Consider the following 13,434-nt stretch of genomic DNA (forward strand, 5'->3'; position numbering starts at 1 on the left):
CCCTCCCTCTGGGAGGGTCGAGCAAAGCGAGGGGAGGGCCGAGCATGACCTCCGCACGCCCGCCAACCCTGGACGGTTTTCCGCATTGGCATGGCCATCCACCCTGCCCCTCGGCGCGTCGGGGACGCTGGCCCAATCTCCGCTGAAAATTCGCTCCGTGGTCCCCTCAACAACGCCGGCTGGTAATCCCGGTTGGTTGGTCGACGCGGTCGTGAAAACACCGGCCAAGTTTCACATCCGTTTGGAGCGTTGGAACCTGGGTGTGCAGGCTTTTAGCATCAGCGTCGATGGGACGATGGACGTGAACCTGGAATGCCAGTTTGTGATGGGCATGTCTGCCGACTACAGCGAAGTGCCTCCCGCGATTCAGTTGGATGTGAACGTCGAGCAAGCCAACATGCGGATGGATCGATTTAACGTCGAACGAATCAGCAAGCTGGGCGGTGACGCGGCGGAAGAGCTGGGCAACTTGGCGGAGGACACGTTGATTCGGTTGTGGCTCAAGAAAGAGAACACTCGATTGGCCGATCGTTTGAACGACGCGATCGCGAAACATCAATCCGACCTTCGGTGGTCGATGATGCAATGGTTGGGACAATGGCACTCGGCGTCGTTGCCATCAGATGATGCGGACAGCACCACCCGCTGACCATCTCTGACTCTTCTGCAAGCGTGGTCTGATTCCGGGCCTCGATTGAATTCCCCAGCCGATCACCAAGATCCGCCCATGAACTTTCTCTGCCACGCCATTCCATACTTGGATGATCCGGTGATGGCGGTCTCGACAGGCATTCCAGACTTCTTGTCCGTGATCGATCGCAAGATCCGAGCTCGCGGACGATTGGCGGCTCCATTCATCGAGGATGCCGATCCGGTGCTTCGGCAAGTCGCTCGCGGCGTGTTGGCTCACGTCGACGATGACCAGTGGTTTCATGGGGGCGAGACGTTTGCGCGGATGAACCTTGAGTTCGCCGTTCAGTTGCGTGATCTGCTGCCGGGAGACGCGGGGTTTCGGCCAAGTTTTGTGGGGCACATTTTGATTGAGATGTTGCTGGATGCGAATGTGATTGAGGACCAGCCCGAGATCGGCGAGCGGTACTACGCAATGTTTGATGAGGTGCCTCAGGACGAAATTGCGGCGTCGGTTCAGCGAATCACCGGCAAATCGACGGACAAGATCCCCGCGACGCTGCAGCGGTTCGCTTCCACCCGGTTCTTGTACGATTACTTGGCCGACGACACACTGCTGATGCGGCTGAACCAGGTCATGGCCCGAGTCGGGTTGGTGGCATTGCCCAATGCCGTTCGCGATTGGTTGCCAAAAGCACGCCAAGAGGTGCGACTTCAGCACGCACGTCTGCTCGCCCCCGGAGGTCGTCCGATGGCCTATCCTGAGCTGACTCGGGCTTCCTCAGGCAAGCCCGCAGACACGAACACCCGTTGAAATTCCCCTTTCGAGAACTCTGTAGAGAAGAACATTATGAAGTACGGCATGAACCTGCTGTTGTGGTCCGGCGAAGTCACCGAGGAAATGTTGCCCGTTTGCGAGCAGCTCAAAGAAATCGGATACGACAGCGTCGAATTGCCAATGTTCAATCTCGATTTGGACTACGCAAAGATCGGCAAGCGTCTCGATGAGATCGGATTGGGACGAACTGCCGTCACGATTCGCGGCGAAGAAGACAACCCCATCTCGTGTGATCCAGCGGTGCGAGCCAAGGGCGTCGAGCTGAACAAGAAGACGTTGGATTGCTGTGCCGCCGCCGGCGTTGAGATCTTGGTCGGCCCTTATCACTCGGCGATCGGATTGTTCAGCGGTGCTGGACCCACCGAAGATGAGTGGAAGTGGGGCGTTGAATCCATGCGAGCAACCGCCGAGTACGCCGAGACCGTTGGCGTGAAATTGGGCGTCGAAGCTCTGAACCGTTTTGAGTGCTACCTGCTGAACTGCCACGGCGACTCGGCCCGCTTTGCTCGCGAGGTGGATCATCCATCTTGTGGCATCATGTACGACACCTTCCACAGCAACATCGAAGAGAAATCGATCACCGAAGCGATCCAGGCCGGCGGTGACAAGCTGTTCCACATTCACATCAGCGAGAACGACCGTAGCACACCGGGCAAAGGCGGCGTGAACTGGAAAGAGAACTTCGACGCGATCGTGCAATCGGGCTACGACGGTTACCTGACCATCGAAGCGTTCGGGTTGGCTCTGCCGGAAATCGCCGCCGCAACCAAGATTTGGCGGAAGATGTTCTCCGACGAGCTGACACTCGCCAAAGAGGGCCTCGAGTTCATGAAAGCTGAATTGGCCGCACGGAACGCCTGATCTGAAATCAGCTGATTTCGGGCCCTCCCGATTCGCGGAGGGCCCGAAATAGACTGCCTAAACGGCAAACAACACCGGTTTCGGTCGATCTCCCCTGACCGGCCGCCTTCCGCGCCAGATCAGAGAAATATCTACGAAACCACCCAGGCGGGGGTGTGGTGCCGGATTTCGCGTGGCTACATTGTTCCCACGTGTATCGCACCAGGCTCGCCGGGGGGTCCCCGATCAATTGGCGAGAGATCACGTGCGTGAGACTGGAAATCACCGATCTTTGAAAGTTGGATGTCTCCCAGATGTGCTTGCTTGCTGTTCAGTACCGTTTGGTTCCCGAAAGTCCTATCCTCGTTGCGGCCAACCGCGAAGAGTATGTGGACCGCCCGAGCCAAACGCCGTCCATTCAATCCGGTAAACCACGCGTGTTGTGTGGAATCGACCAAAAGGCCGGTGGAACGTGGTTGGGGGTAAACCAAAACGGTTTGTTTGTTGGTTTAACCAATCGTGCCACCGCGACGCCTTTGTTCGGACAACGGTCTCGTGGCCAACTGGCGATGGATTTATTGCGTTGCACCTCTTCACGTCGTGCACTCGAAAAAGCCCACGCTGAGTTCGCTAAAAATCGCTACGAAGGTTGCAATATCATCTTGGCCGACGCCAAAGCTGGTTTTGCAATTCACGCCGATGAACGTCAAGAAGTTGTCGAGTTGCAGGAAGGCCTGAATATCATCGGTGCTCGCAACTTGAACGACCCAGACGACGGACGCGTTCAATTGGCTCGCCGCCTGTTAACCCTTCAGACGCTGGACTCGCCAGTGAAGTTCCTGGCCGTGGCCAGCAAAGTGTTCGCACGTTCGCCGGTCGGCCAAGGTCGACCAAGCATGGTCATTCGCAACGGTGACTACGCGACCGTCAGCAGCACGCTGATCGCGTTGGGCGTCAAACCACGCGATGCGATCTATCAGTTCAGCAGCGGTGCACCAGACGAGAGCAAGTACGAAGACTACTCGCCGATGTTGCGAGACATCCTCAGCCGCGGTCTGCGGGAAGCTCGCACCAAAGCCAAAGTCGGCTCCTGATCTTTGATCGAGCCAGCTTCGGCTGAAATATCGAAATCACATCACGCCAATGCAGCAAGTCATCCTTGCCGCGTTGGCGTTTTTGATGCGCCGGTTGCCACTGCCGATTGACGCGAAGAATATCCCGTGCACGGTAATTTGGCTGCGCTCGCGAAAGTTTCGGTCAAAAACGGAAAAAGAAAAGTTTTTGTGTGACTTTTCTTCGGTGGAATCTCTCGCCCGCGCATCTTCCGTCTTCCACTGATCTTCACGGAATGAGGGCTAAGATAAAGCGTCATTGGGCGATTTGCGCATTTTCTTCGTCCCAAGCGAATACCACGCCACATTTTGACGACGCTCGGTCACCCCCCAATTCGAGTTTGACTTCTCCCCTGTGATCCTCCACCATCAGTCTCGATGTCGTGGAAAGGCGTCTTGGGCATCTGTAGTGAAGGCAGGAGGACCGTTGGTGGTTCAGGCCTGTCGGCAGCGGGCGTCTCTGTTCTCTCTGTTTCGATTGGTAGGGACGATGAAACTGGCTTCTTTGTTTGGAAAGTCTCTCTTGGCTCTCTTGTTGGTCGGCGTTTGGGCGGGTTGCGAAGCCGAGTCGACAGTGATCCCCGAGGATGAAGACGAATTCGCCGCCTACGACGCTGCAATGGCGGGAGCAGAAGCGGAAGCCGCTGAGAACGCCGACGAGGTGGCTCCCTGACCGATCGTCGAAACAGGATTGTTCCGTTGAGCGCACGGGTTCGTGATTCTCGGGGCGATTCACGCTGACATCTTTCAGCTTGAAATTTCTGGCTGAAAGCGATCGCTGATCTCTGTCGTCGCCATCAGCGATCTTCATTTTCTCATCTCTTTTTTGGATTCGGTGAAATGTTGATTCACAAACGCGGGCACCTGTTTCCGCCACATCAGAAAGGCAAACAAAGCGTCTTGTTCAGTGGCTTCACGCTGGTGGAGCTGTTGGTCGTTATCGCCATCATTGGCGTCTTGGTCGGGCTTTTGTTGCCGGCCGTGCAGGCAGCTCGCGAAGCCGCTCGGCGAATGAGTTGCAGTAATAACTTCAAGCAAATTGGCTTGGGCGTTCACAACTATCACTCGGCCTACAACCAGTTTCCGATGCATGGCACGGGAGCGACGAACGAAACGAATGATTCGTGGTCCTTGGCCGACGATCACGGTACCGCTCCGGCTCCGCCTGTTGGATTCAGCCGGCACATGCTCAGCTACTTGGTCGGCATACTGCCGTTCATTGAGCAGCAAGGCATGTGGGAACACATCGCGAATCCGCTGACCGACGAAGCCAATCGGACTTGGCCTGCAATGGGGCCAGCTCCCTATGCGGTTCGCTACTTGCCTTGGCGAACGGATGTGCCAACCTATCGGTGCCCCAGCGACCCAGGCCGTGGGCTGCCAACTGTCGGGCGAACGAACTACGCCGCTTGCACTGGCGACGCGACCAGCCGAACTCAAATCGGCGTTTCGCGGTTCAACGGTGGACAAGGCCGTTGGCGATACCAAGATGAAAACTGGTTGATTCGGCAGTGCCGAGCCAACCTGCGCGGTGCCTTTGTTCCTCGTGGGAGCACTCGATTCCGCGACATTCTGGACGGGACCTCGAACACAATCATGTGCGGCGAGATCGTGACGGACTTGGGCGACCAAGACATTCGCTCCGCCGCTTCGCTCAACAACGGTGGTCACGGCGGTCAGTGGGGCAACGGCATCATGGGCAATCCCAAGACTTGCGAAGACAATGCTCTGATCGATCCCGCTCGTCCGAATTTCTGGTTGGCCGGCACGACGGTCAGCGGTGGTGCGACGACACGCGGCGGACGGTGGGCCGACTTTCGTCCGCTCTATTCGCAATTCCTGTGCATCCTTCCTCCCAACAGCGAAGTCTGCCTGGGCGGAAATCACGGCACCGAAGGCATCACGACCGCCAGCAGTCGACACCAAGGCGGGGTGCATGTGCTGATGGCCGATGGTGCGGTGAAGTTCATCACCGACTCAATCGAAGCCGGAAACAGCCGGGCGGAAACGATCTGGCATCGCAACGCGTCGCAGGAAAGCAGCAACCCACCGGGGTCGGCCAGCCCGTACGGATTGTGGGGATCCTTGGGAACTCGTGCCGCACGCGAGGTGATTGACGAAGAGTTCTGACTCTTGGTCTTAGTCCCGACGCAACTTTGCGTTTTCTTTGAAACAACAACGCCCGGTGTATCGTCTGATATGCCGGGCGTTTCTCATGTTTCGCCGATTTGGCACGCTTTTACTGTGCGAAATTGTCATTTGCCGAGCTACAACGTTCCGCTTATTGTGGTTGGGACTGCACCCTTCGCTGGTGTCACGGCGTTCGGCGATGCCATTGGGAAGACGACACTCTGTTGTTGAGCCCACCGGCGGTCGACGGTTCTGAACGCGATTCACCAGTGCAATCGTTCATTGACTTGCTGCAAGACTTTGCTGACTGAGAGCGAAGTTGCCTTTCCTTTGTTTGTCTGCTCATGACACAACGTTTTTATCTCTTCTGTTTTGCTGCCACTTGGCTTGGAACCGGTTTCGGGACTTGGTCGTCCGCGTCTGCCGTCGACTTTGCCGATGACATTCAGCCGATCTTGAACGAACACTGCGTGGCCTGTCATGGCGGTGTCAAGCAAGCCGGCGACCTGTCGTTCATTCATCGCGACAGTGCGTTGGCGGTGATCGAACCCGGCGACGTCGATGGTTCCTACATGATCGATCGGATTTTGTCGGATGACGAATCAGAGATCATGCCGCCACCCGAACACGGTGCGCCGCTGACCGAAGAAAAGATCGCTCTGCTGAAGACTTGGATTGAAGAAGGTGCCAAGTGGAAACAATCATGGGGCTATGAACCTCCGGTTGCCCCCGGCGTTCCTGACGTCGCCAACCCGGACGCTTGCCGTCAATCTATTGATCGCTTCGTTCGCAGCAGGCTTGATGGACAAGGCATCCAGCCTGCCAAGGATGCTCCACCGCATCAATGGCTCAGGCGTGTCACGTTGGACCTGACCGGTGTGCCACCGACGCTGGCCGAAGTCGAAAGCTTCCACGCGGCCGCGAAAGAACGTGGTGATGCGGCGTACGCAGAGAAGGTCGACGAACTACTGCAGGCCTCTGGCTATGGCGAACGCTGGGCCTCGGTTTGGCTGGATCAGATTCGCTACGCCGATAGTCGTGGCTTGGGATTGGACGGTCGTCGCAACGCTTGGAAGTATCGTGACTGGGTGATCGATTCGCTCAACAACGACATGCCTTTTGATGAGTTCACAATCAAGCAAATCGCCGGTGACCTGCTGCCGGATCCTTCGATCAACGATCGCTTGGCAACCACCGCCAGTCGTTTGACGCAGACCAACGAAGAAGGCGGAACGGACGACGAAGAGTTTCGCATCAACGCGGTGATGGACCGAGTCAGCACGGTTTGGCAAACCTGGCAAGGCATCACGTTCGGGTGCGTTCAATGTCACAGTCACCCATACGACCCGATTGAACATGAAGAGTTCTATGAGTTCATGGCGTTCTTCAACAACTCGGTCGACTGCGACTTAAGCGGCGAAGAACCATTGTTGTCCGTGCCGCTGGACAATGAAGACGAAGAGCGTGCGTCGCAGCTCGACCGGCGAATTCGTTCGCTCAAGGAATCGATTTGGCATCAAGAGTTTGAAGCGGTCAGCGATGACGAGTTGGATTGGAAACACATCGATTCCATGACCGCCTCGGCTACCAAGCAAACCAAAGTCGACGTCGAGGAACGCGGTGGGCGGACGGAGTTCTACACGATCGACACGTTGTCCAACGGCACGACGGTTTCGCTGGAATGTGAGATGCCTGAGTCGGCCGACAAGCTCACCGCGATTCGTTTGACGCTGCTGCCTCGCAATCCTGAAACCGCACTGGCGGATTCCGAATGGGGATTTGTGCTGTCGCATTTGAATGCGGTTTTGATCGGCGGCGAGGAGGACGAAACGCAAATTGAATTCTCTCACGTCATCGCGGACGAACCCGAACCGCTGAAGCATGCTCGGTCGAGCATGGACTCGAAGAACAGCGACGGTTTCGCTGCCTTCACTCGTATTCATCACGCTCGCGTGGCAGTCTTCTTGCTAAAGGAACCGGTCGAAGTCCCCGAAGGTGCCAAGCTCAAACTCGACATGAGTTGTCGCCAACAAGCCTTGGGTGCATTCCCGTTGGTCGTTCGACGTGGCAGCGTCGATGTCTGCTCGGACGAGAAAGCATTGCTCGCTTGGACAGATAAGGATCTCAAGGCACAGCGTGACGAGCTGTCTGAGCTTTCAGGCAAGCGGCGGAAAATTCCTTCGGTCCGCATCCCAATCATGATGGAACGCCCTGAGCATTTGGCTCGCCCCAGCCATGTGTTCATTCGCGGCTTGTTCCTGACAAAGGACCAACAAGTCCAACCAGACGTTCCGAATTCGATGCCGCCGATGGATGGCGAAGGCCCGTTCAACAGAATGGATCTGGCCAAGTGGTTGGTGGATCCGAGCAACCCGCTGACAGCTCGTGTGACAGTCAACCGAATCTGGGCTCGTTTGTTCGGGATCGGTTTGGTGCCGACCGAGGAGGACTTTGGGTCCAGTGGTGAGCGGCCGACGCACCCCGAGTTGCTCGATCATCTGGCTCTCAAATTTCAAAACGAATACGACTGGAGTTGGAAGCAACTGATCCGGTCAATCGTGTTGTCGAGCACATACCGGCAAGACGCCGTCATTGATCCCGATTCGGACTTGGTCGATCCACAAAACCGATGGTTGGCTCGCGGGCCTCGTTTCCGCATGCCCGCCGAAATGGTTCGTGATCAAGCCCTGTTCGTGTCCGGATTGCTTTCGCCGGAAGTCCATGGTGCTCCCGTGCATCCCCCGATTCCCGATGGCGTTTGGAAACCGTTCCAGGGCGGCGACAAGTGGAGCACGCCCGATGTCGGCAACCCAGATCGCTACCGCCGGTCGATTTATACCTACACCAAACGCAGTATCCCGTACCCCATGTTCGCCGCGTTCGACGCTCCGTCGCGTGAGTTCTGCACGCCACGGCGGCTACGTTCGAACACGCCACTGCAAGCCTTGACGACACTCAACGACGTCACGTTTGTGGAGTGCATGCAAGCACTGGCCGAGAAGATCGAATCAATGGACGGGGCGTTGGAAGAGCGTTTGAAGAAAGGATTCCAGTTGGTAACTTCGCGGTCGCCAACCTCCGCTGAACAGAAGATCCTGGTGGCTCTGTACGAGCAAGCCAAGCAACAGTCCGAACAAGAGCAAGACGCCTACGAAGCGGTCGCGTCTGCGTTGTTGAACCTCGACGAAATTATGAGCAAATAAGATGAATCGCGAATCGATCTCTCAAGAACTTTTTCGTCAGTCGTTGTTGCAAACCAGTCGCCGGCAATTCCTGACCGAATCCGCCGCTGGACTCGGAGCCGTTTACTTGGCGACTCAGCAAGCGGGCGGGAACCCTGCCCATGCGAATGCATCGCTGCAACATGGTTTTGATCCCCAGCACGACGCCACCAATCCGCTCAGCCCACTGACGCCGCCTCAACCGGCCAAGGTCAAGCGGGTGATCTACCTGCACATGGTCGGTGCACCCAGCCAACTGGAACTGTTCGACTACAAGCCGGATCTCAAAAAGCTCGACGGCAAGGAGTGCCCGCAGTCGTTCTTGGAAGGCAAACGCTTCGCGTTCATCAACGGCATGCCTCGCATGCTGGGGCCCCAGTATGACTTTCAGCAACACGGTGAATCCGGTGCATGGGTGTCCGAGTTGATGCCCAACTTGGCCAAGCAAGTCGACGATTTGTGCTTCTTGAAAACGGTCAAGACAGACCAGTTCAACCACGGGCCGGCTCAGTTGATGGTGCATACCGGAGCCGCTCCGATGGGATCGCCGTCGATCGGTTCCTGGGTCACGTACGGTTTGGGCAGCGAGAACGAAGACCTGCCTGGATTCATCGTTTTGTTGTCCGGCGGTCGATTGCCTCGTGTGGGCAAGGCTCTATGGGGATCAGGCTTTTTGCCGTCGGTCTACCAAGGCGTGCAGTGCCGATCCAAAGGCGATCCGGTTTTGAACGTCGCCAACCCCGAAGGCGTTTCGCGACAAGAGCGGCGTCAGGTTTTAGATGCTTTGGCGGCACTCAATCAAGAGTCGTTGCAGCAATACGGCGATCCTGAAACGGTCACCCGGATCGCTCAGTATGAGATGGCTTATCGGATGCAGGTGGCTGCTCCCGAGGCAATGGATCTGTCGCAGGAAACAGCGGAAACGCTTGAGAGCTACGGTGCTGAGCCTGGCAAAGAATCGTTTGCCAACAACTGCTTGCTCGCGCGGCGTTTGGTCGAAGAAGGCGTCCGCTTTGTGCAGTTGTTCGATTGGGGCTGGGACACGCACGGATCCAATCGCGGCGAATCGCTCGAGCACGGACTGCCGGACAAGTGCAAGCAAACGGATAAGCCCATCGCGGCGTTGCTGGCTGATTTGAAACAGCGTGGAATGTTGGAAGACACGCTGGTCGTGTGGGGCGGCGAGTTCGGGCGCACACCGATGCGAGAAAACCGAGGTGGAGCAACAATGGCATTCCACGGCCGCGACCACAGCCCCGAGGCGTTCACAATGTGGCTGGCTGGCGGCGGCGTCAAACCTGGGTTCACCTATGGCGAGACCGATGCGGTCGGCTACACGGCCGCGACCGAGTCCGTGCACCTGCGAGACTTCCACGCCACCCTGCTGCACCTGCTCGGCTTCAACCACGAGACGATGGTCTACCCCTTCAAAGGCCTCAACCAACGCCTCACCGGAGTCAAACAAAGCCGAGTCGTCGAAGAGATTTTGACGTAGACGGCGTAGGTCGGCTCATCGCAACCCGCCGCGTCAGCAAGGCCACCTCTCTCGCCCAGTAGCTGTTCGCTCCTTGCTCACGCGGCGGGTTGTGGCTGTGCGATGTTGTGTGAATCAAGGCATTCGTCACAACCCGCAGCGTAAGCAAGGCTACCCACGACCTTTTACAAAGGAATCTTCGAGCAAGCGGTTCCGTCCCGCGTTGAAGACGCCGATCATAACCCGCCGCGCAGTAAGGAGGTGCTCAAAGTCATAACCCGCCGCGTTAGCAAGGCCACACGCAATATCCACAATGAAATCTTCGACGAGGCGGTTCCACGACGCAAACTTCTCTATCATCGCCCACCTATCGCAGGAGGCCGATCGTGCCCGACGACCCAGTTGCATTCTTCCTCACATGGCCCACCTACGGGACATGGCTCCCAGGTGATCACCGTGGCTGGGTCTTGCATCAACACGGTTGGAAGATGCCTGACCCAGCAAAGCAGGCCGAGGCATCAGTCATAACCCGCAGCGTAAGCAAGGTCGCGCGCAACCTTCTACAATAAAAATTTCCAACAGGCGGTTCAGCTTGGGCCGCGGTGCGTTTTTAACGCCGTTGTCCAACTTCTGCGTGAGGCCAATCATGCCTGATGCCCCGATCGCCTTCTTCTTGACTTGGCCCACCTACGGCACATGGCTCCCCGGTGATCATCGTGGCTGGGTCTTGCATCAACACGGTTGGAAGATGCCTGATCCAGCAAAGCAGACGGAGGCCTCCGCAAGAATGAACGAAGACGCGTGTCTCTTGTCGGTTGCTGAGCGAGACTTGGTCGAGCGACAAGTTGCGGAGACGTGTCGAGTCCGCAGGTGGGAACTGCATGCTAGCTCCTGCCAGTCCAATCATCTGCATGTTGTACTCTCAGCACCGGGTGTTGATCCGAAACGAGTTCGGGCCGACTTGAAAGCATGGTGCACACGGCGTTTGAACGAAGGCTCACCACGAGATCGCAAGCGATGGTGGGCGGATCGCGGAAGTCAGCGGTATATCTGGGACGAGGATGGATTGGAACGAGTGGTAACCTACGTGCAGGTAGCCCAAGGCCGCAAAGACCAGGACCTCGAATGATTGTGACGCACGCACGTTGAGCGTATCTGCCGTCTGTCACAACCCGCCGCGCCAGGCTTTGCCATCAGTCACAACCCGCGGCGTTAGCAAGGCCTTGCATTCGTCCTGCGTCCTCTGCCACAACCCGCGGCGTTAGCAAGTCTGTCGTCTCGTCTTCTAGTTGGTTGATCCTTGCTTACGCGGCGGGTTATGACTTTCATGCCGTGGCAGGATGGAGGCATCAGTTTTCTCGCCTGCTACACCTCAACGCCGGAACATCATCAGATCCGCAGCCAGCGTCACCGGCATCGCCGTGGCGGTCTGCACGCGAGCGTTCTGCGAGAACCGCACGCCACGATAGGTCATCGCCATCGCATCGGCGATCGCATCGCTGTCCAAGTCAACCTGTTCTTGCCACAGTCGATGTTCGACCAGCTTCAATCCAGCAACCGCCATCTCGTCGACGACCTTCTCCCAACGACTTCGTCGCTGGCCCGATTGCTGCACGTGTTCGCGAAGCTCGATCAAGTCCTCTTCGCCGGGAACGGCAACGATCAGCATTCCATCTTCCGTCAGCACCCGAGCAATCTCGGCAACCGGACGACGACCGAACAACGACAGCACACACGACACACTGCCATCCGCCACCGGCAGTGAACGGTCCGCGTTGGCCCATACCCAAGTCGCTTCCGGCCACCCGCGAGCGGCCAGCTTGATCGCTTTCTTTGACAGATCGATCCCGCAGTAACTGCCCGGCGAATCGCCAAACAAAGCCGGCCCAAAGGTGCCTTCGCCGCACCCCAAGTCGATTGCCCTGGAGTTGCTCGCGTCGCTTCGAGCCGCCACCCAAGGTCGCAAGGCATCAATCAATCCAGCCGCATGCCCACGCTCAAGCCAACGATGGCGAGCCAGCACCGCAGCGTCCGCATCGCCCGGTTGTTTGGACTTGCGATCCTGCGGCTGGGACAAGCTGTAGTAGCCCTCGCGAGCTCGATCGAAATGGTGCCGCTTCTCACAGCGCAGTCCACCCTCCACCGGCGACAAAGCCAACCCGCAATTCCGAACCGTGCAACGCAATTCAAACAAACCGAAACCTTCTCATTCATCCAAACCTGTTGATCCCAACCCACTGCCTGCACAATCCCACTCGTCATAACCCGCCGCGTCAGCAAGGCCGCTCACCCGTAGCCGGATTCGTTAGAATTCGGGCGCATACACATTCCCGGCACATCGGCCATGCATCAATGTAGGCCATGTCTCACATGGCACCCAGCCGATGCTTCACCAGAAGCGAGGCGTCCAGCAATCCCCAGTCTCTGCCCACGACATATCGTTCAGCCACAGACAGCGCAGACCTTACCGAGATGACGCAGCGAGCTTACTTCACTGCCCTGCAAGTCCGCCCATCACAACCCGCCGCATCTGCAGGGCCACTCGTCCCAACCCGCCGCGTAAGCAAGGCCACGGCAACAGCCAATCAGCCTCACTGACGTATCGGGTTAGGACGTGCAGTTCCCACCAAATTGTTGGCGAATCCGGCTACCAATGATTGCGAGCCACCCCGTCCCAACCCGCCGCGTCAGCAAGGCCACCGCAGCATCTCGCGTAGCCTTATTCACGTTTCGGGTTATGACTGCAATGCCCCGAGCCTCTCGCTTGGCTTCCTCTCGTCACAACCCGCCGCGTCAGCAAGGCCGCATCCCTCACACATCAAACAACTCGTACTCAACCTCTTTCAAAATCCCAGGCTGAGGAACCGGGTACGATCCATCCGCATTCGCGATCACGGGGGCGGGACCGTCGACGGTCAACTCCGCCACGCCGGGGGCAAACTCATGCGGGCAGTTGGTCATCTGGTCCAGCGTGATCTCTTGGCCGGTGTGAGCCGCCATGCGGCCCATGCTGGTCACCAAGCTCGCTTGCACACCGCGTGGCACCTCGTTGTACGGCTTGTTGTGAATGATCGCATCGACGAGATCCGTCCATTCCAGGCGATACGGATTCTTTTCCGGTTGCGGGTACGCCCAAGCCACCTCGCGGCGACTTTGGTTTTGGCCTTCAAAGATCCGGACCTTGCCCGG

The 13,434-nt window shown here is 57.6% G+C and carries 10 protein-coding genes and 1 pseudogene; 9 read left to right on the forward strand and 2 right to left on the reverse strand.

The window, feature by feature from the left end; genetic code table 11:
• The first annotated feature begins 157 nt into the window (after nt 1-157).
• The 9 genes from B2R17_RS09390 to B2R17_RS09430 all read left to right on the forward strand — a co-directional run bounded on the left by B2R17_RS09390 (nt 158) and on the right by B2R17_RS09430 (nt 11,374).
• Nucleotides 158-649 carry a hypothetical protein gene (locus tag B2R17_RS09390; protein ID WP_286763789.1) on the forward strand — a complete coding sequence of 164 codons (492 nt, stop codon included), beginning with the start codon at nt 158-160 and terminating at the stop codon, nt 647-649.
• A 78-nt stretch (nt 650-727) separates the two neighbouring features.
• Complete coding sequence (locus B2R17_RS09395; protein ID WP_008664271.1) at nt 728-1,444, forward strand: hypothetical protein; 717 nt, start codon at nt 728-730, stop codon at nt 1,442-1,444.
• A 36-nt stretch (nt 1,445-1,480) separates the two neighbouring features.
• On the forward strand, nt 1,481-2,329 hold the full coding sequence (locus B2R17_RS09400) for a sugar phosphate isomerase/epimerase family protein (protein WP_286763790.1): 849 nt from the start codon (nt 1,481-1,483) through the stop codon (nt 2,327-2,329).
• 293 nt (nt 2,330-2,622) lie between these two features.
• A complete protein-coding gene (locus B2R17_RS09405; RefSeq protein ID WP_007328055.1) occupies nt 2,623-3,402 on the forward strand; it encodes an NRDE family protein in 780 nt (259 codons plus the stop codon).
• A 508-nt stretch (nt 3,403-3,910) separates the two neighbouring features.
• Nucleotides 3,911-4,093, forward strand: a complete 183-nt coding sequence (locus tag B2R17_RS09410; protein ID WP_007330810.1) for a hypothetical protein — start codon at nt 3,911-3,913, stop codon at nt 4,091-4,093.
• Between the two features lie 167 nt (nt 4,094-4,260).
• Complete coding sequence (locus tag B2R17_RS09415; RefSeq protein WP_286763791.1) at nt 4,261-5,550, forward strand: DUF1559 domain-containing protein; 1,290 nt, start codon at nt 4,261-4,263, stop codon at nt 5,548-5,550.
• 344 nt (nt 5,551-5,894) lie between these two features.
• On the forward strand, nt 5,895-8,753 hold the full coding sequence (locus tag B2R17_RS09420) for a PSD1 and planctomycete cytochrome C domain-containing protein (protein WP_286763792.1): 2,859 nt from the start codon (nt 5,895-5,897) through the stop codon (nt 8,751-8,753).
• A 1-nt stretch (nt 8,754) separates the two neighbouring features.
• A complete protein-coding gene (locus B2R17_RS09425; RefSeq protein WP_286763793.1) occupies nt 8,755-10,266 on the forward strand; it encodes a DUF1501 domain-containing protein in 1,512 nt (503 codons plus the stop codon).
• Nucleotides 10,267-10,891: 625 nt separating this feature from the next.
• A complete protein-coding gene (locus B2R17_RS09430; RefSeq protein ID WP_286763794.1) occupies nt 10,892-11,374 on the forward strand; it encodes a transposase in 483 nt (160 codons plus the stop codon).
• 243 nt (nt 11,375-11,617) lie between these two features.
• Here B2R17_RS09430 and B2R17_RS09435 read toward each other — a convergent pair whose 3' ends face one another.
• On the reverse strand, nt 11,618-12,439 hold the full coding sequence (locus B2R17_RS09435; RefSeq protein WP_286763795.1) for a methyltransferase domain-containing protein: 822 nt from the start codon (nt 12,437-12,439) through the stop codon (nt 11,618-11,620).
• Between the two features lie 617 nt (nt 12,440-13,056).
• Nucleotides 13,057-13,434: pseudogene (locus tag B2R17_RS09440) on the reverse strand (gfo/Idh/MocA family oxidoreductase); the annotation flags it as partial.

The sequence above is a fragment of the Rhodopirellula sp. UBA1907 genome (assembly GCF_002337565.1).
Taxonomy (GTDB): Bacteria; Planctomycetota; Planctomycetia; order Pirellulales; family Pirellulaceae; genus Rhodopirellula; species Rhodopirellula europaea.

What these genes read in the sequence shown, in the direction of transcription:
- B2R17_RS09395 (WP_008664271.1), top strand. Translation starts at nt 728, where the DNA reads ATGAACTTTCTCTGCCACGCCATTCCATACTTGGATGATCCGGTGATG.
- B2R17_RS09400 (WP_286763790.1), top strand. Translation starts at nt 1,481, where the DNA reads ATGAAGTACGGCATGAACCTGCTGTTGTGGTCCGGCGAAGTCACCGAG.
- B2R17_RS09405 (WP_007328055.1), top strand. Translation starts at nt 2,623, where the DNA reads ATGTGCTTGCTTGCTGTTCAGTACCGTTTGGTTCCCGAAAGTCCTATC.
- B2R17_RS09410 (WP_007330810.1), top strand. Translation starts at nt 3,911, where the DNA reads ATGAAACTGGCTTCTTTGTTTGGAAAGTCTCTCTTGGCTCTCTTGTTG.
- B2R17_RS09415 (WP_286763791.1), top strand. Translation starts at nt 4,261, where the DNA reads ATGTTGATTCACAAACGCGGGCACCTGTTTCCGCCACATCAGAAAGGC.
- B2R17_RS09420 (WP_286763792.1), top strand. Translation starts at nt 5,895, where the DNA reads ATGACACAACGTTTTTATCTCTTCTGTTTTGCTGCCACTTGGCTTGGA.
- B2R17_RS09425 (WP_286763793.1), top strand. Translation starts at nt 8,755, where the DNA reads ATGAATCGCGAATCGATCTCTCAAGAACTTTTTCGTCAGTCGTTGTTG.
- B2R17_RS09430 (WP_286763794.1), top strand. Translation starts at nt 10,892, where the DNA reads ATGCCTGATGCCCCGATCGCCTTCTTCTTGACTTGGCCCACCTACGGC.